Origin of the sequence: Streptomyces humidus (genome assembly GCF_014649655.1) — a bacterium.
GTDB classification, from domain to species: domain Bacteria; phylum Actinomycetota; class Actinomycetes; order Streptomycetales; family Streptomycetaceae; genus Streptomyces; species Streptomyces humidus.
In genome coordinates, this window is sequence record NZ_BMTL01000009.1 from 80,521 (window position 1) to 103,684 (window position 23,164).

Genomic DNA, 23,164 nt, shown 5'->3' on the forward strand with positions numbered 1-23,164 from the left:
TTCACAGGGAGACCGGATGCCGGTTCTCCGCACATTGGGGAATCGCGGGGCCGCAGTGACTCTGCGACCCGCGGCGAAGGGGAGGAAATCGTGACCGGAGCCGTCACACAAGGCCTGCCGCCCACCGCCGGAGGGCGGCCCGGCAAGCCGCTGATCGTCACGGAGGACGTGGACCTCCTCGACGATCTGCTGCGCCTGTGCGCCGCGGCCGGCGCCACACCGGAAGTCCACCACTCGGTCCCGGAGCGCCGCGGCAGCTGGGAGTCCGCGCCACTCGTCCTGGTCGGTGACGATGCGGCGCGCCGTCTGCGAGGGACCGCCCGTCGTCGCGGGGTGGTCCTCGTCGGACGCGACCAGGACGACTCGGGCGTGTGGCAGCGCGCCGTGGAGATCGGCGCCGACCACGTCCTGATGCTGCCCGACGGCGAACAGTGGCTCGTCGACCGCATCGCCGACGTGGCCGAGGGCGTCGGACGGCCCGCGCTCACCGTCGGGGTGATCGGCGGGCGCGGCGGCGCCGGAGCGTCCACGCTCGCGTGCGCCCTCGCCGTCACCTCCGCGCGTGAGGGACTGCGCACCCTCCTCGTGGACGCCGACCCGCTCGGCGGTGGACTCGACGTACTCCTCGGCGGCGAGAGCGCCGAAGGACTGCGCTGGCCCGCCTTCGCCGCCTCACGCGGCCGGGTCGGCGGCTGCGCCCTGGAGGAGTCGCTGCCCCGACTGCACTCGCTGCGGGTGCTCAGCTGGGACCGCGGCGACTGCGTCGCCATCGCACCCCAGGCCGTACGTGCGGTGCTCGCGGCCGCCCGGCGCCGTGGCGGCACGGTCGTCGTCGATCTGCCGCGCCGCATCGACGACGGGGTCGCCGAGGTCCTGGCCCAGCTCGACCTGGGGCTCCTCGTCGTCCCGGCCGAACTGCGCGCCGTCGCTGCGGGCGGCCGCGTGGCCTCAGCCGTGGGCATGGTGGTGCGCGACCTGAGGGTCGCGGTACGCGGCCCCTACGGACCCGGACTCGACGACAACGAGGTGGCCGGACTGCTCGGGCTGCCGCTCGTCGGCGAGGTGCCCGTCGAGCCCGGGCTGCTGCGTCCGGACGGCGGCAAGGCGCCGCCGGGCGCGTCCGCGCGCGGACCTCTCGCCCGCTTCTGCAAGGCGTTCTGGGAGCGGGCGCTGACCGAGGCGGGCGGCTCATGAGCACCCCGGCCGGCCTCCGACGGGCGCGGGGCGGCACCGGGACGCTCCTCGACGGCGTACGGCAGTGGCTCGCCGAGAGCGGGGCCGAACCGACGCCCGCGCACGTGGCCCAGGCCCTGCGCGAACAGGGGCGGGTCCTCGGGGACGCGGAGGTCCTCGGCGCGGCCGAACAACTGCGGTCCGAGCTGATCGGAAGCGGACCCCTGGAACCACTGCTGGCAGACCCCTGGGTCACCGACGTGCTGGTGTCGGGCCCGGACCGGGTCTGGGTCGACCGGGGCGGAGGCCTCGAGCTGGCCGGCGTCTCCTTCGCGGACGCCGCCGCTGTGCGCCGCCTCGCGCAGCGCCTGGCCGCGGTGGCCGGGCGGCGCCTGGACGACGCCCGGCCCTGGGTCGACGCGCGGCTGCCCGACGGGACGCGTCTGCACGCGGTGCTCCCCCCGGTCGCCGTCGGCTGCACCTGCCTGTCGTTGCGCGTCGTACGGCCCCGCGCGTTCACCCTCGACGAACTGGTGGCCGCGGGCACGGTGCCGCCGGGCGGAGACCGGGTCCTGCGGGCCCTGGTGCGGGCGCGGCTGTCCTTCCTGGTCAGCGGCGGTACCGGCAGCGGAAAGACGACCCTTCTGAGTGCGCTGCTCGGCAGGGTCGGGCCGGGGGAGCGGATCGTGCTCGCGGAGGACTCGGCGGAGCTGCGTCCCGATCACCCGCACGTGGTCCGCCTGGAGACCAGACCCGCCAATCAGGAGGGAGCCGGGCTCGTCACGCTGGAGGACCTGGTTCGCCAGGCCCTGCGGATGCGGCCGGACCGGCTGGTCGTGGGCGAGGTGCGCGGGCCGGAGGTCGTGCACCTGCTCGCCGCGCTGAACACCGGACACGAGGGCGGGTGCGGGACGGTCCACGCCAACGCCGCCGCGGACGTCCCGGCCCGTCTGGAGGCGCTCGGGACTGCGGCCGGGCTCGACCGCGCCGCGCTGCACAGCCAGTTGGCGGCAGCCCTGTCGGTCGTCCTGCACCTTGTGCGCGACCCGGCCGGGCGGCGGCGGATCGATGAGGTGCACGTGCTGGAGCGGGACCCGTCCGGGCTGGTGCGCACCGTGCCGGCGCTGCGATGGCGGGCGGACGCCTTCGTCCACGAGCGGGGGTGGGAGCGGCTCCGTGAGTTGCTGCGGAGCCACGAGAACGAGGAGAGGGACGGCCGGGATGGATGAGATGCCGATGGCGGCCGCCGTGGCGTGCGCCGGAGCGGCTGCCTGGATGCTGGGCGGACCCCGGTGCGGAGTCAGGCGCGCACGGCTGGTGCTCGCCGGCGACGGGGTGGACGGCGACGGGACGGTCGGCCAGCTGCCCCCGTCGTGGGAGCAGCTGAATCGTGAACTGGAGCGACTGCGGGCCCGGTGGAGGCCCGAGTGGTGGGCTCCGGCGGCCGGACTCGTCCTGGCGGTGCTGGGCGGCTCGGTGCTGCCGGTCGTCGCGGGTGCGGCGGGGGTGCCGCTGCTGCGACGGGCGCGACGTGCCGCCGACGCGCGGCGGACGCGGGAACGCCGAGGGGACGCGGTCATCGCGCTCTGTGCGGCGCTGGCCGGGGAGGTGCTGGCCGGCCGGCAGCCCGGGGAGGCGTTGCAGCGGGCGGCGCGCGACTCCGCGGGGCTGGGCGCGGCGCAGCCGTCGGTGCTCGCGGCTGCCCGGTTCGGCGGAGACGTGCCCGAAGCCCTCAGGGTCGCCGCACGGCAGCCGGGGGCAGAGGGGCTGCTGGGACTCGCGGCGTGCTGGCGGGTCGCCGTGGACCGCGGCGCGGGCCTGGCAGCCGGACTGGACCGCCTTGAGGAGGCATTGCGTGCCGACCGGGACCAACGAGCCGACCTGCGAGCCCAGTTGTCCGGTCCACGCGCCACGGTCGTGATGCTCGCGGGCCTGCCGGCCCTCGGCCTTCTGCTGGGAGCCACGCTCGGCGCCGATCCCTTGCATGTCCTGCTGCACAGCGGGGCGGGGCTGGGCTGCCTGCTCATCGGCGGCGCGCTGGAGGCCGCGGGCGCATGGTGGGCCCTGCGGATCGTGCGCAACGCGGAGGCGACGTGAAGAGCGCGCGGCGGGCGGCAGCGGCTGCGGGTCGCGTGCGGCGGCCGGGCAGCCGGCGACTGCGGCGCCCGCACGGCACCGCGGAACTGCCCCGAGGCGCGGATGCCCGCAACGGCCTCTCCGCGGAGACGCCGAGGGGCGACGCGGACTACCCGGATGACGTGGACGACGGCGACGGCGACGGCAGCGACGGCGACGCAAGGCGGACAGCGTGGAGGCGTGGCATGAGCGGAGAAGTCATCCACAGGCTGGGGGTGACCGTGGGGATCGTGACGGTCCTGTGGTGGCTGGGTCGTCGGCTGGAGAGCGCACGAGGCGACCGCAGGGCGCGGCGGCGTGTGACCCGGGTGCTGGGCTCCGGTCGTCGGCCGGACGGCCCGCCGTTCGCCGCGTGGGAGGCCGTACGGCGCCGCCTTCCGGAGGCGGCGGTGGCGGGTGCCGGATGGCTGCTGTTCGGCGGCATGACCGGTCTTGTCCCGGGGCTGATGGCCGCGGTGGTGCTGGGGCGGTGGCGCCGTCGACAGCGGACGTCGCGGGCGGTGAGCGACGCAGACGTCCGTCTCGCCGCCCGCCAGCTCCCTCTGGCCGCTGACCTGCTGGCGGCGTGCATCGCCGCCGGCGCCGGTCCGGTGGCCGCGGCGCAGGCTGTGGGGGAGGCCCTCGGCGGTCCTGTCGGGGAGGGACTGGCCCGTGGCGCCGCCGAGGTCCGGCTGGGTGGCGAACCGGCCACCGCATGGCGGAGGTTGGCCTCCCTTCCGGGGGCGGCGTCCCTGGCAGGGCTGCTGGAACGGGCCGACGTCTCCGGTCTGCCTGCGGCCGGACCGATTGCCCGGCTCGCCGCCGACACCCGCGCCGAATGGGCGCGTGCCGCGACGGCGAGGGCACGGCGGGCCGCCGTCATGGTCACCGCACCGGTGGGGCTGTGTTTCCTGCCCGCCTTCATCGCGGTCGGCGTGCTCCCGATCGTGATCGGACTCGCGGGCGCGGTGATGGAAGGGGGTGGGCGATGACAGCGGGGTGAGAAACGCGCTGGGAGCGCGGATGGAGGGCGACGACGCGCCGTGAGGCGCGATGACGACTGCATGTCCGAACGATCAAAGATCGACTGAACGGAACCTCACGGGGGTTGAGATGTACAAGGCGGTACGGGCGCGGCTGTGCGCCCTGATGGGCAGGGCGCGTACGGCGCGCAAGGACGCGGGGATGGTCACGTCCGAATACGCGATGGGGATCGTGGCGGCCGTCGGCTTCGCGGTGCTTCTCCATCAGGTGGTGACGAGCGAGGGTGTCTCCGCGCAACTGACGACCCTGGTCAGGCAGGCGCTCAGTGCGGGCGCGTGAGCGTGTGCAGGCACGTGTGCCGACGCGTGTGCGGGCGCGTGAAGGCGGGTCCGGGTGTGAGGGCCGGCGGATGTTCGCCGGGGACCGGGGGTTTGTGACGGCGGAGTCGGCCGTGGTCCTGCCGGTCCTGGTGGCGTTCGCGATGGCGCTGGTCTGGGGGTTGCTCGTCATGTCCGCCCAGATCCGGTGCGTGGACGCGGCCAGGGCGGGCGCCCGGGCCGCGGCCCGGCAGGATCCGGCCGACGCGGTCCTCGCGGTGGCCCGTGCGACGGCGCCGCGCGGGGCGGAGGTGAGGGTCAGCCGCGAGGGGGATCAGGTCCGCGTGGTGGTCGTGGCGAAGCCGCCGGCGTTGCGGGCGCTGCCTTTCGAGGTACGCGAAGAAGCCGTGGCGGCGGCAGAGGACGCCCCGGCCGCGACAGGAGAGGGTTCGGGGGCGGCCCGAGGATCCGGCGCGGGCGCGGATGCCGACACCCGCCCGGCCTCGGGCCAGGCCTCGGGGCAGGGGCCGGGCTCCGGACCGAGGCCGGGGCCGAAAGTGGGCTCGGGGCCGGGATTGGGCTCGGTGTCGGGGCCGGCACCTGGGCCGGGCCCGGATTCAGGGGCGGGCCCGGCATCGGAGGCGGGGCCGTGAGCGCCCGGCGTTTCGGCCGGGGGCGGGGAGAAGCCGATCGCGGATCCGCCACCGTCTGGAGCCTCGGAGCGATGGCCGTGCTGTGTGTGGTGTTCGGCTTCGTGCTCGCCCTCGGGCAGGCTGTGGCGGCCCGGCACCGTGCCGCGGGCGGCGCCGATCTCGCGGCCCTCGCCGCAGCCGATCACTGGTCCGACGGTGTCGCGCAGGCTTGTGCCCGGGCGGACCGGGTGGCCCGGGCACAGGGTGCGCGGGTGGTGCGCTGCGCGGTCGTCGGCGAGGTCTCGGACGTGACGGCGGCCTCGGGACGGGGGCTGTTCACCGCCGAGATGAGGGCACGCGCGGGGCCGCCGGACACGGTGGCGGTTCCCACGCCCTTGCCCCCTCAGGTCCACCCGGATACTGAACCCCCTCCAACCCACCAGGATCCTCAGGCCCCTTCTACCCCACCGGCCCCGTCGCCTCCGACGCCTGCTCCGCCGCTGTCTCCGCCTTCTGCTCGGGAGCTTCCCGCAGGAGTTCCGTGAGCAGGCGGACCGCGCCCCTCTTGTGCAGCGGATCGTTGCCGTTGCCGCACTTGGGGGACTGGATGCACGACGGACAGCCGGCGTCGCACTCACAGGAGGCGATGGCCTGGCGGGTGGCCGTGAGCCACGCGCGGGCCGTGTGGAAGGCCCGTTCCGCGAAGCCGGCACCGCCGGGATGGCCGTCGTAGACGAAGACCGTCGGCAGCAGTGTGTCGGGGTGGAGGGGAACCGAGACCCCGCCGATGTCCCAGCGGTCGCAGGTCGCGAAGAGGGGCAGCATGCCGATCGAGGCGTGCTCGGCGGCGTGCAGGGCGCCGCCGAGGATCTCCGGGTTGATCCGGGCCGCGTCGAGCTGGTCCTCCGTGACCGTCCACCACACGGCGCGTGTGCGCAGCGTACGAGGAGGGAGGTCGAGCTTCGACTCGCCCAGGACTTCGCCGGTGATGACACGCCGACGCAGGAAGGAGACGACCTGGTTGGTGACTTCGACGGATCCGTAGCACAACCGGCCCTGCCCCCAGGGGACTTCGACGTCCGTCTCCAGGACGGAGATCGACGTGGTGTCACGGGCGACCGTCGAGTAGGGCGGGTCGGCCTGCTCGACCAGGGCCACGGAGTCCTCCAGGTCCAGGGACCGCACGAGGTAGGTGCGCCCCTGGTGGAGGTGGACCGCGCCCTCGTGGACGGTGGTGTGGGAGGAGCCCGCGTCGACCGTGCCGAGGAGCCGGCCGGTGCCGGCCTCGACGACCTGGACCGGCCGGCCGCCCTCGCCGCGGATGTCCGCGAGGTCGGCGGCACGCTCCCGGCGGGTCCAGTGCCAGGCCCTGGTCCTGCGGCGCAGCAGCTTCGCGGCCTCCAGCTGTGGCAGCAGGCCCTCGGTCTCGGGGCCGAACAGGTCCAGGTCCTCCTCGGTCAGCGGGAGTTCCGCTGCCGCCGCGCACAGGTGCGGGGCGAGGACGTACGGGTTGTCGGGGTCGAGGACCGTCGATTCCACCGGACGGTCGAACAGGGCCTCCGGATGGTGGACGAGGAAGGTGTCCAGCGGGTCGTCACGGGCGATGAGGATCGCCAGCGCACCCTGCCCGGACCGGCCCGCCCGGCCGGCCTGCTGCCACAGGGAGGCACGGGTGCCCGGATAGCCGGCGATCAGGACGGCGTCGAGTCCGGAGACGTCGATGCCGAGCTCCAGAGCGGTGGTCGCGGCGAGGCCGAGGAGTTCGCCCGAGTGCAGGGCCTGCTCCAGGGCGCGCCGTTCCTCGGGGAGGTAACCGCCGCGGTAGGCCGCGACACGCCGGGCCAGTGAGCGGTCGACCTCGGCGAGGCGCTCCTGCGCGATCACCGAGATCAGTTCGGCGCCGCGCCGGGAGCGGACGAAGGCGACGGTGCGCACGCCCTGGACGGCGAGGTCGGTCAGCAGGTCCGCGGTCTCGGCGGTGGAGGTACGCCGGACGGGTGCACCTTTCTCGCCGACCATGTCGGTGAGCGGAGGTTCCCAGAGGGCGAACACCAGTTCGCCGCGCGGTGAGGCGTCGTCGGCGACCTCGACCACCGGGAGGCCGGTCAGGCGGCCCGCCGCCACCGCCGGCTCGGCGGCCGTCGCGGAGGCCAGCAGGAAGACGGGGGAGGCGCCGTAGCGGGCGCAGAGGCGGCGCAGGCGGCGCAGCACCTGGGCGACGTGGGAGCCGAACACGCCGCGGTAGGTGTGGCACTCGTCGATGACGACGTACTTCAGCGACTTCAGGAAGGAGGACCAGCGGGGGTGGGACGGGAGTATGCCCCGGTGCAGCATGTCCGGATTGGTGAGGACGTAGTTGGCGTACTGGCGGATCCACTCCCGTTCCTCGAACGGGGTGTCGCCGTCGTACACGGCCGGCCGTACGGCGTTGCCGAGAGATTGTGAAAGTTCCTTCACCGAACGACGCTGATCCGCTGCAAGGGCCTTGGTGGGGGCCAGGTACAGGGTGGTGGCCCCGCGGCCGTTGGGGGCCTCCGAGCCGTCCAGGAGGGCCGAGAGGACCGGCACGAGGTACGCCAGGGACTTGCCGGAGGCGGTGCCGGTGGCGACGACCACGCTTTCGCCGTCCAGGGCGTGCTCGGCGACCCGGGCCTGGTGCGCCCAGGGGTGCTCGATGCCGCAGGCCTGCACGGCCGCGATGACCTCGGAACGAATCCGGTCCGGCCAGACTGCATGGCGGCCCGCCCGCGGGGGCAAGTGCTCCGTATGAGTGATGCGCGACGCCCGGCTCGGTCCCGGGGCGAGCCGGTCCAGGACCTCGCCCGGAGACAGGCGGGGCGCGGCCTCGGACGAGGGTCGATCGGATCGGTGATTCTTGGCCATCGGCACCGAGTGTGTCACTGGCGTGACGGACAATGGAGCCAAGGCGTCGTGCACGCCTGCCGGTAAGTGATTGAATGCCATCGCGGCTGGCGTACCGTCCCGGGGGCTCCTGCCCAGGTGTTCCGAGGGACGACCGCTCGATAGCAAGGTGCTGGAGGATCCGTGGACCTGTCTCTGTCGACCCGTACCGTCGGCGATCGTACGGTCGTCGAGGTCGGTGGCGAAATCGACGTATATACCGCGCCCAAGTTGCGCGAGCAGCTGGTCGAGCTGGTGAACGACGGGAATTTCCACCTCGTCGTCGACATGGAGGGCGTGGACTTCCTCGACTCCACCGGGCTCGGCGTGCTGGTCGGCGGACTGAAGCGGGTGCGCGCCCATGAGGGCTCGCTCCGCCTGGTCTGCAACCAGGAGCGTATTTTGAAGATCTTCCGCATCACCGGTCTGACCAAGGTGTTCCCGATTCACACCTCGGTCGACGAAGCGGTCGCTGCCACCGACTGACCACCCCGTCCCGGGTCGCCCCGCGCGGCCCGGGCCCGGTTGGCCGAACAACGAAGGGGTCCGGGCTGAGCGGCCCGGCCCCTGACAGCACGCCCGTAGTTCCGAGGGGGACGCATGGCCACCGTTGAACTCCGTTTCAGCGCGCTGCCCGAGCATGTCAGGACCGCCCGACTGGTGGCGGCAGCGGTGGCGCGCAGGGCCGGAGTGGACGAGGCCGTCCTCGACGAGGTCAGGCTCGCTGTCGGCGAGGCCTGCACCCGCGCCGTCGGACTGCACCAGACCGTCGGCATCACCGCTCCGGTGAAGGTGCTGCTGATCGAGGAGGAGAAGCAGTTCTCCATCGAGGTCGGCGACGAGGCGCCCCGTTCCGCGCCCGGTGACCGGGCGCCCGGTTCCGGTGGGGGCGTGGAGGCCGAGGAGGACGAGATGGGCCTCGCGGTCATCAGCGGCCTGGTCGACGATGTGGAGGTCACCGCCGGCGAACACGGCGGGCAGATCCGCATGACCTGGCCGAGGGCCTCGGCCGCGGCCACACCGGTCTGAGCCGACCGACGTTTCTTCACCCGAAGGGCCCCACTCAGGTGGGGCCCTTCGGCATGCGCGGACCTGGTTACCCGTGCATGCTGGCAGTGGTCTCATGAAGTGAGTCATGGGACGCCGAGTCATGCCGAGTCATGTGGTGGCGAAAATCGACTGCAATTCGTGAAGCAATTCACGATCAATGCCTTGAAGGCATTACTTGACGAAAAGGCGAATTTCGTCTCCCGCACTCTGTTTTGATCAGGTTCCGGTACCTACAATCCGTCCACATCTTGAGCTCAGCCCAAGCGTCAAGGAGGACGAATGGCGGGGCTTTCCACCTCTCATCCGTTGGACCACCCCACAACTCTCGCAGCGGCAGTACTGACCGATGGAAACCGCCTGCTCGTGGTGGTCATCGCGGTCGTGGCGCTGGCCGCTCTCGTGGTCGCGGGCGTACTGCTGCGCCAGGTGCTCGCGGCCGGCGAGGGCACCGACAGCATGAAGAAGATCGCGGCGGCGGTGCAGGAAGGCGCCAACGCCTATCTGGCCCGTCAGCTGCGCACGCTCGGCGTATTCGCCGTCGTCGTGTTCTTCCTGCTCATGCTGCTGCCCGCGGACGACTGGAATCAGCGTGCCGGGCGGTCGATCTTCTTCCTGATCGGCGCGGCGTTCTCGGCGGCCACCGGCTATATCGGCATGTGGCTGGCCGTGCGCAGTAATGTGCGTGTCGCCGCGGCGGCCCGTGAAGCGACTCCGGGGGAAGGTGAACCCGAAAAGGATCTCACCACCGTTTCGCACAAGGCGATGAAGATCGCATTCCGCACGGGCGGCGTCGTCGGCATGTTCACGGTGGGGCTCGGGCTGCTCGGGGCCGCCTGCGTGGTGCTGGTGTACGCGGCCGACGCGCCGAAGGTACTGGAGGGTTTCGGCCTCGGTGCGGCCCTCATCGCGATGTTCATGAGGGTCGGCGGCGGAATCTTCACCAAGGCCGCCGACGTCGGCGCCGACCTGGTCGGCAAGGTCGAGCAGGGCATTCCGGAGGACGATCCGCGCAATGCCGCGACCATCGCCGACAATGTGGGCGACAACGTCGGCGACTGCGCGGGCATGGCGGCGGACCTCTTCGAGTCGTACGCCGTGACCCTGGTGGCCGCCCTGATCCTCGGCAAGGCGGCCTTCGGCGACGCCGGACTCGCCTTCCCACTGCTCGTCCCCGCCATCGGCGTGCTCACGGCCATGGTCGGAATCTTCGCGGTCGCCCCGCGACGCGCCGACCGCAGCGGCATGTCCGCGATCAACCGGGGATTCTTCATCTCCGCGGTGATCTCGCTCGTGCTGGTCGCCGTGGCCGTCTTCCTCTATCTCCCCGGGAAGTACGCCGACCTCGACGGCGTCACCGACGCCGCGGTCCAGGGCAAGAGCGGCGACCCGCGCGTCCTCGCCCTGGTCGCCGTGGCGATCGGCATCCTTCTGGCCGCCGTCATCCAGCAGTTGACGGGCTACTTCACCGAGACCACCCGCCGTCCGGTGCGCGACATCGGCAAGTCGTCGCTGACCGGCCCCGCCACGGTGATCCTCGCCGGTATCTCGGTCGGGCTCGAATCGGCCGTCTACACCGCCCTGTTGATCGGCCTCAGCGTCTACGGGGCGTTCCTGCTCGGCGGCACGTCGATCACGCTGGCGCTGTTCGCGGTGGCGCTGGCCGGCACCGGTCTGCTCACCACGGTCGGCGTGATCGTGGCGATGGACACCTTCGGGCCGGTCTCCGACAACGCGCAGGGCATCGCGGAGATGTCCGGAGACGTCGAGGGCGCGGGCGCGCAGGTGCTCACCAACCTCGACGCCGTCGGCAACACGACCAAGGCCATCACCAAGGGCATCGCCATCGCCACCGCGGTCCTCGCGGCGGCGGCGCTCTTCGGGTCGTACCGGGACGCGATCACGACCGGCGCACAGGACGTCGGCGAAAAGCTCTCCGGAGCGGGCGCGCCCCTGAACCTGATGATGGACATCTCGCAGCCCAACAACCTCGTCGGCCTCATCGCGGGCGCGGCGGTCGTCTTCCTCTTCTCGGGGCTGGCGATCAACGCGGTGTCCCGGTCGGCCGGTTCCGTGGTGTTCGAGGTGCGGCGGCAGTTCCGCGAACACCCCGGGATCATGGACTACAGCGAGGAACCGGAGTACGGCAAGGTCGTCGACATCTGCACCCGGGACGCCCTGCGCGAGCTGGCCACACCGGGACTGCTCGCCGTGCTGGCGCCCGTCTTCATCGGGTTCACGCTCGGAGTCGGGGCACTGGGCGCGTTCCTGGCGGGCGCGATCGGCACCGGCACCCTGATGGCCGTCTTCCTGGCCAACTCCGGTGGCGCGTGGGACAACGCCAAGAAGCTCGTGGAGGACGGCCACCACGGCGGCAAGGGCAGCGAGGCGCACGCCGCGACGGTGATCGGCGACACGGTCGGCGATCCGTTCAAGGACACCGCCGGTCCCGCGATCAACCCGCTGCTGAAGGTCATGAACCTGGTGGCGCTGCTCATCGCGCCCGCCGTGATCAAGTTCAGCTACGGCGCGGACAAGAGCATCGGCGTACGGATCATGATCGCGGTCCTCGCGCTGGCCGTCATCGTGGCCGCCGTCTACGTCTCCAAGCGGCGTGGGATCGCCGTGGGTGACGAGAACAACGCGGGGACGTCGTCCAAGTCGGCCGATCCCGCGGTGGTTTCGTAGACCTGCTCACCGGTGCCCAGCTCAAAGGGCGGGCGGGCGGCGCGGGTTGCCGCGCCGCCCGCCCGCTGTGTCGGGTGTGTGACCAAGCCGTGACCCTTCTCTCCCTTGGCGCAAACGGCTTCATTCGTCTGCATAGCGGACATTCGTTCTGGGGTTGCGCCCGGTGGCCGTGTATGTTCCGGGGCCGAGAGCCATGGAAGGGACCGATCCGGTGAACAAGAAGCTCGCGGCCGCACTGTCCGGCGCTGCGGTACTGGTACTGGCGCTGTCCGGATGCAGCAGCGACGACGGCGGCAACAAGGAACTCGACGCCTGGGCCAAGCAGGTCTGCGACGCCCTGCCCGCCCAGGACGCGAAGGTCGACGCGGCCAACGCCGCGATCAAGCAGGCCGCCACGGACAACAACGCCCCGGCGAACGTCCAGAAGACCGACTCGCAGGCCTTCCAGGACATGTCCGACGCCTACAACGCGCTCGCCCAGGCCGTCCAGAAGGCGGGGACGCCGCCCGGCGTCGACGGTGGCGAGAAGAAGCAGAAGGACGCCGTCTCGGCGCTCACCACCCTCTCGACCTCCTACGCCGCTCTGAAGAAGCAGGTCGACGCGCTGGACACGAAGGACCAGGCGAAGTTCGCCGACGGGCTGCAGAACATCGCCACCGACCTCGGCAAACTCAGCAAGAGCGGCAACACCGCGCTGAAGAACCTCGAACAGGGCGACGTCAAGAACGCCATGGCCGAGCAGGAGACCTGCAAGAAGGTCGCCTCCTCCGCCAAGGCCCGCGCGACGACGAGCTGACTGACGGCCGTACGAGGCGAGGCGCCCCGTGGGACGCCGCGCATGTGGCGACGGGAGACAGGCGACGGGAGACAATGGCCGGCGTGAGTAACGCCACCCCAGCCCCCCTGCCCTCAGCCGACCGACCCGAGGTCGCCGCCCGGCTGCGCGAGGCCCTGCTCGCGGCCTCCTTCACCGCGGACGGCCTCCTCGAACTGCTCGGCGCACCTGCCTACGCGGCCCTGGCCCGCAGCGAGACCGTGCCCGCGCTGCGTGCCACCCGCGGGGACACGCCGCTGGAGACGCTCGTCCGCCTCTTCCTGCTCCAGCAGCCGGTGCCGCACGCGCGCGTGGCGGAGTTCCTGCCGGTACGCGCGTGCGTGGAGAGCGGCTGGCTGGCCCCCGCCGGAGTGGACGAGGTGGCCGCGACCGTCGACGTACGCCCGTACGGCGGGCCGGACGGCGAGGACTGGTTCATCGTGTCCGACCTGGGATGCGCGGTCGGCGGCGCCGGCGGCAGCGCGAGCGGGGGCCGCCAGGCGGACGCGGCGGTCGTCCTGGGTGTGGGCGGCGCGTCGACGACCCTGGCGGGCATCACCGTCCGCAAGCCCGTCTCCGCCGCCCTCGACCTCGGCACCGGATCCGGCATCCAGGCGTTGCACGCCGCCCAGCACGCCACGCGCGTGACGGCGACCGACGTCAACCCGCGGGCGCTGCACATCACCGCGCTCACGCTCGCGCTGTCCGGAGCCCCGGCCGCGGATCTGCGCGAGGGCTCGCTGTTCGAGCCGCTCCGCGACGACGAGACGTACGACCTGATCGTGTCGAACCCGCCGTTCGTGATCTCGCCGGGCGCCCGGCTGACCTACCGGGACGGCGGGATGGGCGGGGACGATCTGTGCCGCTCGGTCGTTCAGGGAGCGGGGGAACGGCTGAACGACGGCGGGTTCGCGCAGTTCCTCGCGAACTGGCAGCACGTGGAGGGGGAGGACTGGCAGGACAGGATCAGGTCATGGGTGCCACGCGGCTGTGACGCGTGGATCGTGCAGCGTGAGGTGCAGGACGTCACGCAGTACGCGGAACTCTGGCTGCGCGACGCCGGCGACCACCGGGGCGACCCCGCCGAGTACCGGGCGCGCTACGACGCATGGCTGGATGAGTTCGAGGCGCGCAAGGTGAAGGCAGTCGGATTCGGCTGGATCACGCTGCGCAGGACGAAGTCCGCGGAGCCCGTGATCACGGTGGAGGAATGGCCGCATCCGGTCGAACAGCCGCTAGGCGACACGGTCCTGGCGCACTTCGAGCGGCTCGACCACCTGCGCACGCACGACGACGCGGCCCTCCTCGCCGGACGCTTCCGTCTGGCCGTGGAGGTCGTCCAGGAGCAGGTCGGGCTGCCCGGCGCCGAGGACCCGGAGCACGTCGTGCTCCGCCAGAACCGCGGCATGCGCCGGGCCACCAAGGTGGACACGGTCGGCGCGGGCTTCGCGGGCGTGTGCGACGGTTCGCTGAGCGCGGGCCGGATCCTCGATGCCATCGCCCAGCTGGTCGGAGAGGACCCGGTGCTGCTGCGGGACCGCACCCCGGCACAGATCCGCCTGCTGGTGGAGCAGGGATTCCTCGAACCGGCGGAGTGACTGCAGGACCGCGAAGTTCATGACGGGTGACCGCGGAACGGGCGGGTGGCCGCGGACCTTGGGACGGATCTGCCGTGTGCCGTGTGCCGTGTGCCGTGTGCCGCGTCCGTTCCGGTCCCGGCTCCGGGCCGGCGCCCGGCCCGGAGCGGTCCGGGCTGCACCCGGAGGCGTGCTCCTCGCGCCCGCCCTTTCCGCATGCGTCGCCCCCGCCCCCGCCCCCGTCCCCGCCGTCGCCGCGCCCTCGCACCGCCCCCCGGCCCGGATGTCGCGCCTGCTCGGGGGCATACCCGGCCCTTCGCCCCCGCCCGTAGTCCCGGCGTTCACCTCGGGTTCGCCGGGTCGCCGCCCGTGCGTGCCAGTCTCCCGGGGCCGGGGCGTGCGGGAGCGGGAGAGCAGAGGCGGGGACGCGCATGGAGAGTGGGCCGACGATCTTCGCGGGGATGGTGTTCGTCCTGTTCGGGGGTGCGCTCCTGGTGTGGACCGCGGTGCGGGTGCGGCACGGCGAGCCGGTGGCCCAGGATGTGAGCCCCGTCGCATCGGCGGCCCTGGCGGGCTTTGCCGCGGTCGCCACGCTGGCCCTCGGCGCGTGGTGCTTCATCCGCCTCTGAGACCGTCGGGGGATCATGTCCGGACACGGCGCGACCACCGCGCGGACCACCGACGGGACCTGCGGCGGGCCGTCTTCGTGGACGCTGCCGGATCTTCGTTCGAGTGGCGTGCGCGTGATCCCGTAGCTGTCCCGCAGGCAAAGGGGACGACATGTTCCGGCCGTACGGAAAAGGACCGGTCGGTACTCCGGGCGGCAGGAATGGCGGTAGTCGGGTTACCGTTCGAGTGGCCGTTGCGGGCTTTTCCCGTTTGACACGGGGGCGGGATGTACCGTCACACTCCGCAGCGTCACCATGACCCGACCCCGGGAGCAAGGCCTGGGGAGGCCCCAGCGTCGATCCGGAGAGAAGAGCGAAGTTGTCCCCGACCAGCGAGACCGCACACGGCGGCCGCCGACTCGTGATCGTCGAGTCGCCTGCCAAGGCGAAGACGATCAAGGGTTACCTCGGCCCCGGCTACATCGTCGAGGCCAGCGTCGGGCACATCCGTGACCTTCCCAACGGCGCCGCGGAGGTGCCGGACCAGTACACGGGCGAGGTGCGTCGCCTCGGCGTGGACGTCGAACATGACTTCCAGCCCATCTATGTCGTCAATGCCGACAAGAAGGCGCAGGTCAAGAAGCTCAAGGACCTGCTCAAGGAGTCCGACGAACTCTTCCTCGCCACCGATGAGGACCGGGAGGGCGAGGCGATCGCCTGGCACCTCCAGGAGGTCCTCAAGCCGAAGATCCCCGTCAAGCGGATGGTCTTCCACGAGATCACCAAGGACGCGATCCGGGCCGCCGTCGCCAACCCGCGCCAGCTCAACCAGAAGCTCGTCGACGCCCAGGAGACCCGCCGCATCCTCGACCGCCTCTACGGCTACGAGGTCTCGCCGGTCCTGTGGAAGAAGGTCATGCCGCGCCTGTCGGCCGGCCGTGTCCAGTCCGTCGCCACCCGGCTCGTCGTCGAGCGGGAACGCGAGCGCATCGCGTTTCGTTCTGCTGAGTACTGGGACCTGACGGGCACCTTTGCGACCGGCCGCGCGGGTGATTCGTCGGACCCGTCGTCGCTGGTCGCCCGCCTGCAGGCCGTCGACGGCAGGCGGGTAGCGCAGGGCCGCGACTTCGACTCCCTGGGACAGATCAAGAGCGCGAACACCCTCCACCTCGACGAGGCGAACGCCCGCGCCCTGGCCGCCGCCCTGGAGAACACGCGGTTCGCCGTGCGGTCCGTCGAGTCCAAGCCGTACCGGCGCTCGCCGTACGCCCCGTTCCGTACGACGACGCTGCAGCAGGAGGCCAGCCGCAAGCTCGGCTTCGGCGCCAAGGCCACCATGCAGGTCGCCCAGAAGCTGTACGAGAACGGCTTCATCACGTACATGCGAACCGACTCCACGACGCTGAGCGACACCGCCGTGTCCGCCGCTCGTGCCCAGGTCACGCAGCTGTACGGCGCCGACTACCTGCCGGCGCAGCCGCGCACGTACGCCGGGAAGGTCAAGAACGCGCAGGAGGCGCACGAGGCGATCCGCCCCTCGGGTGATCGTTTCCGCACGCCCGCCGAGACGGGCCTGAGCGGCGACCAGTTCAGGCTCTACGAGCTGATCTGGAAGCGCACGGTCGCCTCCCAGATGAAGGACGCCACCGGCAACAGCGTGACGGTGAAGATCGCCGGCACGGCGGCCGACGGCCGGGACGTCGAGTTCAGCGCCTCCGGCAAGACCATCACCTTCCACGGCTTCCTGAAGGCGTACGTCGAGGGCGCCGACGACCCGAACGCCGAGCTGGACGACCGCGAGCGCCGCCTGCCCCAGGTCGGCGAGGGCGACGCGCTGTCCGCCGAGGAGATCACGGTCGACGGGCACGCGACCAAGCCCCCGGCCCGCTACACCGAGGCCAGCCTCGTCAAGGAACTCGAAGAGCGCGAGATCGGCCGGCCGTCGACGTACGCGTCGATCATCGGCACGATCCTCGACCGCGGTTACGTCTTCAAGAAGGGCACGGCGCTCGTCCCGTCCTTCCTGTCGTTCGCCGTGGTCAACCTCCTGGAGAAGCACTTCGGGCGGCTCGTCGACTACGACTTCACCGCCAGGATGGAGGACGACCTCGACCGCATCGCCCGTGGTGAGGCGCGGGCCGTGCCGTGGCTTAAGCGGTTCTACTTCGGCGAAGGCACGGGCGAGGGCGGAGCCGCGGACGCAGGCAACGGCGACGGGGACCACCTCGGCGGCCTCAAGGAGCTGGTGACCGACCTGGGCGCCATCGACGCGCGTGAGGTGTCCTCGTTCCCGGTGGGCGACGGCATCGTGCTGCGGGTCGGCCGCTACGGCCCCTACATCGAGCGCGGCGAGAAGGACTCCGAGGGCCACCAGCGCGCGGACATCCCCGAGGACCTCGCGCCCGACGAACTGTCCGTCGAGCTCGCCGAGGAACTGCTCGCCAAGCCGAGCGGTGACTTCGAGCTGGGCGCCGACCCCGAGTCGGGCCACCAGATCATCGCCAGGGACGGCCGCTACGGCCCGTACGTCACCGAGGTGCTCCCCGAGGGCACCCCGAAGACCGGCAAGAACGCCGTGAAGCCGCGCACGGCCTCGCTGTTCAAGTCGATGTCGCTGGACACGGTCACGCTGGCGGACGCCCTCAAGCTGATGTCGCTGCCACGGGTCGTCGGCGTGGACGCCGAGGGCGTGGAGATCACCGCGCAGAACGGCCGCTACGGCCCGTACCTGAAGAAGGGCACGGACTCGCGCTCGCTGCAGACCGAGGACCAGCTCTTCACGATCACGCTCGAAGAAGCGCTGGAGATCTACTCGCAGCCCAAGCAGCGGGGCCGGGCCGCTGCCAAGCCGCCGCTGAAGGAGCTGGGCGCGGACCCGGTCAGCGGAAAGCCCGTCGTCGTCAAGGACGGCCGCTTCGGGCCGTACGTCACCGACGGGGAGACCAACGCGACCCTGCGCTCGGGCGACAGCGTCGAGGAGATCACCCCGGAGCGCGGCTACGAGCTGCTCGCCGAGAAGCGCGCCAAGGCGCCGGCCAAGAAGACGGCCAAGAAGGCGCCCGCGAAGAAGGCGACGGCCAAGAAGGCGGCCCCGGCGAAGAAGACCGCCGCCAAGAAGACCACCGCGAAGACGACGACTGCCGCCAAGAAGACGACCACCGTCAAGAAGACGGCCGCGAAGAAGGCGACGGCCTCCCCGTCGTCCTCGGCGGAGGACTGACGGCCCGGCGGGCCCGGTCCGGCCACCGTTCCTCCACAGCAGGTTCGCGAAACGAACGCCCCGGCATCACTTTGGTGTCGGGGTGGTCGTATGCAGGGGCGGGGGCCTCGGGCTGTCAGTCGCGGCCGATAGGCTGAAAGCATGACGCGAGCCGAGCAGCCAACGGCCCACCCGGCCCCGGACGACGCCCTGGTGGCCGACTCCCGCGAGCGCGCCGTGCGCGCCCTGTTGCGCGAACCGCAACTCAAGCGCCTCTGGAGCGCACAGCTGGTGGGCGGGGTCGGAGACGCCCTCGCCCTCCTGGTGTTCGTCCTCCTCGTCCTCCAGGCGGCCATCGCCGAGGGCTCCTTCGGGGGCGGCTACCGAGGCGTGGCGTTCGCAGTGGCGACCGTCTTCGGTGTGCGGATTCTGGCCACTCTCCTCTTCGGCGCCGTCCTGCTGGGCCCGTTGACGTCGCTGACCTCACCGGAAGGTCCCCTCGACCGCCGGTGGACCATGGTCGGTGCGGACGGTCTGCGCGCCGCGCTGCTGATCGTCGCGCCGCTGTGGATCGACTGGACGCCGGACGACGCCCTGGCCCTGCTGCTCGTCACGGTGTTCGTGACGGGCGTCGCCGAGCGGTTCTGGACGGTCGCGCGGGAGAGCGCGGCGCCCGCCCTGCTGCCCGCGCCGCCCCCGGAGGGCGCGACCGTACGACCGCTGCCCGACCACATGGAGGCCCTGCGCCGACTCTCGCTGCGCACGGGCTTCCTGACGATCCCGCTGGGCGCGGCCACGCTGGTCGTCGCCGCCCTGTTCAACAATCTTCTGGGCACCGCGATCGCCTGGTTCGACCAGCACCACGCGGCCCTCGCCTCGTACGTCGCCGGCGGACTGTTCGCCGGATCCCTGTCCGTCGTGACCTTCCTGGAGCTGCCGGCGCTGCGCACCCCCCGCGCGCGGTCCCCCCTCGAGGGCCTGCGCCGCCCCAGGACCGCCACCGGCGTCGACTCGGGCCGCACGGGCGTGATCCCGCTGATGGTGCTTGCCTGCGCCTCCGTCGCCGGCGCGATCTCCGCCGCCGTCGCCGTGGCCGTGCTGCATGCCATGGACCTGGGCGGCGGCCCGGTGCTGTACGGGCTGCTCGTCCTGGGCCTGACCGGCGGAGTCGTGGTCGGCGTCCGGACGGCGCCGAAGGTGCTGGTGTCGCTCTCGCGGCGCCGGCTGCTCGCGCTGGCCATCGCCTTCACCGGCGTCGCGCTGCTCGCCGCCGGACTGGTCCCGGACGTCACCAGCGTGCTGCTGATCATGGTCCTGGCGGGCGTCGGCGCGGGCGTCGCCGCCAACACCGGGCACGCGCTGCTCGACCAGGAGACCGAGGAACACCGCCGCACGCGGACGACCGAGCACCTGCACGCGGTGGTGCGGGTCCTCGTGGCGCTGGGCGCGGTGCTTGCCCCGCTGGTCGCGGCGCTCATCGGGCCGCACCGGCTGGAGAACGGCAGGTTCGTCTTCGCTCACGGCGGGGCCGCCTTCACGCTGGTGCTGGTCGGCGCGCTGCTGCTGCCGGTGGCCGCGCTGGTGCTCGCCAAGGTCGACGACCGCGCAGGCGTCCCCCTGCGAAAGGACCTGCGGGACGCGCTGCTGGGCGGCGACGACCCGGTGACGGCGCCGGCCGCGAACGGCTTCTTCATCGCCCTGGAGGGCGGCGACGGCGCCGGCAAGTCCACCCAGGCCGAGGCGCTCGCCGAGTGGATCAGGGCCAAGGGCCACGAGGTCGTCCTCACGCGCGAGCCGGGGGCCACGCCCGTCGGCAAGCGGCTGCGCTCGATCCTGCTGGACGTGTCCAGCGCCGGACTCTCGCACCGCGCGGAGGCCCTGCTGTACGCGGCGGACCGCGCGGAGCACGTCGACACGGTCGTACGGCCCGCCCTGGAGCGGGGCGCGGTGGTGATCACCGACCGGTACATCGACTCGTCCGTGGCCTACCAGGGCGCAGGCCGCGACCTGTCCCCGACCGAGATCGCGCGGATCTCGCGCTGGGCGACGGACGGCCTGGTGCCGCATCTGACGGTCCTGCTGGACGTGTCCCCGGAGGCCGCCCGCGAGCGGTTCACGGAGGCGCCGGACCGCCTCGAGTCGGAGCCGGCGGAGTTCCACACGCGTGTGCGCGCAGGCTTCCTCACCCTGGCCGCCGCCGATCCCGGCCGCTATCTGGTCGTCGACGCCGCGCAGGACCCCGGCGCCGTCACATCCGTCGTCCGGCACCGACTCGACCAGCTGCTGCCCCTGTCCGAGGCCGAGATCAAGGCCCAGGCGGAGGCCCGTCGCAAGGCCGAGGAGGAGGCCCGCCGCAAGGCCGAGGAAGAGGCAGCCCGCAAGGCCGAGGAGGAGCGCCTGGAGCGTGAGCGCCAGGCGCAGCTCGCCAAGCTGCGCGCCGAGGAGGAGGAGCGCAAGCGGCGCGAGCTCGAGGAGGCGCAGCGGCGCGAGGCCGAACGGCAGGCCGAGGAGGCGCGGCGGCGTGCCGAGGAGGCGCGCAAGCGTGCCGAGGAGGAGCGCGTCCGGCTCCTCGCCGAGGAGAAGGCCCGCGCCGAGGAGGAGGCCCGCCGCAAGGCGGAGGAGGAGCGGCGGCGCAAGCAGGCCGAGGAAGAGGCCCGGCTGCGCGCCGAGGCCGAGAGCCGTCGGCTGGAGAAGCAGCGCAAGGCCGAGGAGGCCCTCCTGCGGGCCGAGCAGGCCCGGCGCGCGGCGGAGCAGGCGGCCGCTGCGGCGCAGGTCGGCCCGAAGCCGATGCGCCCCGCGCCGGCCCCTGCGCCGACGGTCCCGCCGGAGGCCTCGACCGTGCCGACGCCGGTGGTGACGCCGACGAACGCGTCGGGCGGGCCGGTGGACGAGACGGCGGTTCTGCCGCCGGTCCGGATGGACAAGGAGCCCGAGCAGACCTCCCGTCCGTCCGCGAAGTCCTCCGCGAAGCCGTCCCCCGCCGGGGGAGCCGACGCCGAGGTGACGGCCGAACTGCCGCAGCCCCCGCGGCCGGCGCCGACGGACGCGTCCGACGGGCCGTCGGACGAGACGGCGGTCCTGCCCCCGGTGCGTGACCGGAGCGGCCAGGTCGGTCAGAGCGGCCGGTACGGCCGGAGCGGCCCGAGTGATCGGCGCCTGTCCGGCCCCGAGGACGAGACGGCCGTGCTGCCCCCGGTGCGGGACGACAGTCTTTCGGACCGGATGCCTCCGGGCTACTTCCGGGACGAGCGGAGCGAGCGCGGCGAGGCCCGGCCGGACGGAGCCGACGACCGCACCCGTGAGCTTCCGCAGGTCGACGAGGAAGGCGAGCCCCGGCAGCGGCCGCGTCCGGACTGGGCCGAGGAGACCCCGCTGGACGATCTTCCGACCCTCGCGGACGAACTGCTGGGGCCGCGCCGGGACGAGGACGGGCCCGACGAGGGCCGGGGCCGGGGCCGACGCCGCTGAGCGCGGCCCGGCCGCCGGGCGCCACATACCCGCTCAGCCCCGGGCCGCCGGGCCGCCCGTCGGTCCGGCGGTCGGTCCGGCCGTCCGGGCGTCTGCCCGTACGGCCGGCCGGGGACCGGGTGGGACGGGGACCGGGGCGAGCGGGCTCGATTGTCAGTGGCGCCCCGCACAATGGAACCCGCAGCGCGAAACGTGACGAAAGGGCGGGTGAAGCATGACCGTGTGGGACGACCTCATCGGCCAGGAGAGGGTGAGCGAGCAGCTGACCGCCGCCGCTCGGGACGCCGACGCGCTCGTCACCGCGGCCACCACTCGCACCGCCCCGCCCGAGGCGTCGAGGATGACGCACGCCTGGCTGTTCACCGGTCCGCCCGGCGCCGGCCGGACCCAGGTGGCGCGGGCCTTCGCCGCCGCGCTGCAGTGCGTGAGTCCGGACCGGGCGCTCGGCGGCACCCCGGGCTGCGGATTCTGCGACGGCTGTCATACGGCGCTCGTCGGCACCCACGCCGACGTCACCACCGTCGCGGCCGTCGGCTCCCAGATCCTTGCGGAGGACATGCGCGACACCGTCCGCAAGTCGTACACCTCGCCCGCCACGGGCCGTTGGCAGGTCATCCTCGTCGAGGATGCCGAGCGCCTCAACGAGAAGTCCGCCAACGCCGTCCTGAAGGCCGTGGAGGAGCCCGCGCCCCGCACGGTCTGGCTGCTGTGCGCCCCCTCTCTGGAAGACGTGCTGCCCACGATCCGCTCCCGCTGCCGGCACCTGAACCTGCGCACGCCGTCGGTGGACGCCGTCGCCGACATGCTCGTACGGCGCGAGGGCGTCGAGCCGGCCGTCGCCGCGGCCGCGGCCCGGGCCACCCAGGGCCACGTCGACCGGGCCCGGCGCCTCGCCACCGACCCCGCCGCGCGCCGGCGCCGAGCGGCCGTGCTGAAGCTGCCCCTGCTCGTCGACGACGTCGGCGGCTGCCTCAGAGCGGCCCAGGAGCTGGTCGACGCGGCCGCCGAGGACGCCAAGCAGCTCGCGGAGGAGACGGACGGCAAGGAGACCGAGGAACTGAAGGCGGCGCTGGGCGCGGTACAGGGCGGCCGGATGCCGCGCGGCACGGCGGGCGTGATGAAGGACCTGGAGGACAAGCAGAAGCGCCGCAGAACGCGGACGCAGCGCGACAGCCTCGACGTCGCGCTCACCGATCTGACGGCCTTCTACCGCGACGTCCTCGCGCTCCAGCTGGGATCCCGCGTCGCGATCGCCAACGCGGACTCCGAGGAGGCGCTGGAGCGGCTCGCCCGTGGCGGCAGACCGGAGTCGACACTGCGCCGGATCGAGGCCATCGCCGCGTGCAGAGATGCCCTGGACCGGAACGTCTCTCCGCTGCTGGCGGTCGAGGCGATGACGATGGCGCTGAGAGCGGGCTGACCCGGAGGCCGGTGTCCGACCCGGAGGCAGACCGAGCCGGGGGCCGGGGCCGGTACCGAGGGCCGGACGGGGCCTGAGAGCGGGGCCGAGGCGCGGGGCCGGCACTGGTGGCCGACATCGGGATCGGAAGCAGGATCGCAAGTGGATCGGGGGCTGCGTCTTGGCGAGCAGGCCGTCTCCGTGAGCGGTCCGAAGGCGGCAGGGAACACGTCGACCGAGGG

At 72.7% G+C, this 23,164-nt stretch carries 16 protein-coding genes and 1 pseudogene; 16 read left to right on the forward strand and 1 reads right to left on the reverse strand.

The window, feature by feature from the left end; translation table 11 throughout:
• Positions 1-90: 90 nt before the first annotated feature.
• The 7 genes and pseudogenes from ssd to IE239_RS12775 all read left to right on the forward strand — a co-directional run bounded on the left by ssd (position 91) and on the right by IE239_RS12775 (position 5,766).
• A complete protein-coding gene (gene ssd, locus IE239_RS12745) occupies positions 91-1,194 on the forward strand; it encodes a septum site-determining protein Ssd (RefSeq protein ID WP_190149377.1) in 1,104 nt (367 codons plus the stop codon).
• The gene (locus tag IE239_RS12750) at positions 1,191-2,402 is read left to right on the forward strand and encodes a TadA family conjugal transfer-associated ATPase (RefSeq protein WP_190149378.1); all 1,212 of its coding nucleotides are present in this window, start codon (positions 1,191-1,193) and stop codon (positions 2,400-2,402) included. The genes ssd and IE239_RS12750 overlap by 4 nt, the downstream gene beginning before the upstream one ends.
• On the forward strand, positions 2,395-3,270 hold the full coding sequence (locus tag IE239_RS12755; protein ID WP_373308087.1) for a type II secretion system F family protein: 876 nt from the start codon (positions 2,395-2,397) through the stop codon (positions 3,268-3,270). Before IE239_RS12750 ends, IE239_RS12755 begins: the two co-directional genes overlap by 8 nt.
• 224 nt (positions 3,271-3,494) lie before the next feature.
• The gene (locus tag IE239_RS12760) at positions 3,495-4,280 is read left to right on the forward strand and encodes a type II secretion system F family protein (protein WP_190149379.1); all 786 of its coding nucleotides are present in this window, start codon (positions 3,495-3,497) and stop codon (positions 4,278-4,280) included.
• 121 nt (positions 4,281-4,401) lie between these two features.
• Positions 4,402-4,611: a DUF4244 domain-containing protein gene (locus tag IE239_RS12765; protein ID WP_190149380.1), complete on the forward strand. Its 210-nt coding sequence runs from the start codon at positions 4,402-4,404 to the stop codon at positions 4,609-4,611.
• 70 nt (positions 4,612-4,681) lie between these two features.
• Positions 4,682-5,038: pseudogene (locus tag IE239_RS42025) on the forward strand (TadE family type IV pilus minor pilin); the annotation flags it as partial.
• A 200-nt stretch (positions 5,039-5,238) separates the two neighbouring features.
• Complete coding sequence (locus IE239_RS12775; RefSeq protein WP_308435390.1) at positions 5,239-5,766, forward strand: Rv3654c family TadE-like protein; 528 nt, start codon at positions 5,239-5,241, stop codon at positions 5,764-5,766.
• Here the strand turns inward: IE239_RS12775 and sftH are convergent.
• Positions 5,681-8,185: a DEAD/DEAH box helicase gene (sftH, locus tag IE239_RS12780; RefSeq protein WP_190149383.1), complete on the reverse strand. Its 2,505-nt coding sequence runs from the start codon at positions 8,183-8,185 to the stop codon at positions 5,681-5,683. The two genes, IE239_RS12775 and sftH, sit on opposite strands and share 86 nt — an antisense overlap.
• Before the next feature lie 81 nt (positions 8,186-8,266).
• On the opposite strand from sftH, the gene bldG reads away from it, so the two are divergent.
• The 9 genes from bldG (at position 8,267) to IE239_RS12825 (ending at position 22,943) form a co-directional block, all read left to right on the forward strand.
• Positions 8,267-8,608 carry an anti-sigma factor antagonist BldG gene (gene bldG, locus IE239_RS12785; protein WP_009189842.1) on the forward strand — a complete coding sequence of 114 codons (342 nt, stop codon included), beginning with the start codon at positions 8,267-8,269 and terminating at the stop codon, positions 8,606-8,608.
• Between the two features lie 114 nt (positions 8,609-8,722).
• Positions 8,723-9,151, forward strand: coding sequence for an ATP-binding protein (locus tag IE239_RS12790; protein WP_190149384.1), 429 nt, complete (start codon positions 8,723-8,725; stop codon positions 9,149-9,151).
• A gap of 300 nt (positions 9,152-9,451) precedes the next feature.
• Positions 9,452-11,857 (forward strand): sodium-translocating pyrophosphatase, encoded by a 2,406-nt coding sequence (locus tag IE239_RS12795; RefSeq protein WP_190149385.1) that lies wholly within the window; start codon positions 9,452-9,454, stop codon positions 11,855-11,857.
• Between the two features lie 193 nt (positions 11,858-12,050).
• Complete coding sequence (locus IE239_RS12800) at positions 12,051-12,653, forward strand: small secreted protein (RefSeq protein ID WP_190149386.1); 603 nt, start codon at positions 12,051-12,053, stop codon at positions 12,651-12,653.
• 74 nt (positions 12,654-12,727) lie between these two features.
• Positions 12,728-14,269 (forward strand): DUF7059 domain-containing protein, encoded by a 1,542-nt coding sequence (locus tag IE239_RS12805; RefSeq protein WP_373308089.1) that lies wholly within the window; start codon positions 12,728-12,730, stop codon positions 14,267-14,269.
• Between the two features lie 410 nt (positions 14,270-14,679).
• Positions 14,680-14,877, forward strand: a complete 198-nt coding sequence (locus tag IE239_RS12810) for a hypothetical protein (RefSeq protein ID WP_190149388.1) — start codon at positions 14,680-14,682, stop codon at positions 14,875-14,877.
• 358 nt (positions 14,878-15,235) lie between these two features.
• Positions 15,236-18,076, forward strand: a complete 2,841-nt coding sequence (gene topA / locus IE239_RS12815) for a type I DNA topoisomerase (RefSeq protein WP_190149389.1) — start codon at positions 15,236-15,238, stop codon at positions 18,074-18,076.
• A 141-nt stretch (positions 18,077-18,217) separates the two neighbouring features.
• Positions 18,218-21,523, forward strand: coding sequence for a dTMP kinase (gene tmk, locus IE239_RS12820; RefSeq protein WP_190149390.1), 3,306 nt, complete (start codon positions 18,218-18,220; stop codon positions 21,521-21,523).
• A gap of 214 nt (positions 21,524-21,737) precedes the next feature.
• Complete coding sequence (locus IE239_RS12825; protein WP_190149391.1) at positions 21,738-22,943, forward strand: DNA polymerase III subunit delta'; 1,206 nt, start codon at positions 21,738-21,740, stop codon at positions 22,941-22,943.
• Positions 22,944-23,164: the final 221 nt, after the last annotated feature.

Bases quoted from the DNA above. Each gene is read 5' to 3' on its own strand.
- IE239_RS12750 (WP_190149378.1), top strand. From the start codon at position 1,191: ATGAGCACCCCGGCCGGCCTCCGACGGGCGCGGGGCGGCACCGGGACG.
- IE239_RS12755 (WP_373308087.1), top strand. From the start codon at position 2,395: ATGGATGAGATGCCGATGGCGGCCGCCGTGGCGTGCGCCGGAGCGGCT.
- IE239_RS12760 (WP_190149379.1), top strand. From the start codon at position 3,495: ATGAGCGGAGAAGTCATCCACAGGCTGGGGGTGACCGTGGGGATCGTG.
- IE239_RS12765 (WP_190149380.1), top strand. From the start codon at position 4,402: ATGTACAAGGCGGTACGGGCGCGGCTGTGCGCCCTGATGGGCAGGGCG.
- sftH (WP_190149383.1), bottom strand. From the start codon at position 8,185: ATGGCATTCAATCACTTACCGGCAGGCGTGCACGACGCCTTGGCTCCA.
- IE239_RS12790 (WP_190149384.1), top strand. From the start codon at position 8,723: ATGGCCACCGTTGAACTCCGTTTCAGCGCGCTGCCCGAGCATGTCAGG.
- IE239_RS12795 (WP_190149385.1), top strand. From the start codon at position 9,452: ATGGCGGGGCTTTCCACCTCTCATCCGTTGGACCACCCCACAACTCTC.
- IE239_RS12800 (WP_190149386.1), top strand. From the start codon at position 12,051: ATGGAAGGGACCGATCCGGTGAACAAGAAGCTCGCGGCCGCACTGTCC.
- IE239_RS12805 (WP_373308089.1), top strand. From the start codon at position 12,728: ATGGCCGGCGTGAGTAACGCCACCCCAGCCCCCCTGCCCTCAGCCGAC.
- IE239_RS12810 (WP_190149388.1), top strand. From the start codon at position 14,680: ATGGAGAGTGGGCCGACGATCTTCGCGGGGATGGTGTTCGTCCTGTTC.
- tmk (WP_190149390.1), top strand. From the start codon at position 18,218: ATGACGCGAGCCGAGCAGCCAACGGCCCACCCGGCCCCGGACGACGCC.
- IE239_RS12825 (WP_190149391.1), top strand. From the start codon at position 21,738: ATGACCGTGTGGGACGACCTCATCGGCCAGGAGAGGGTGAGCGAGCAG.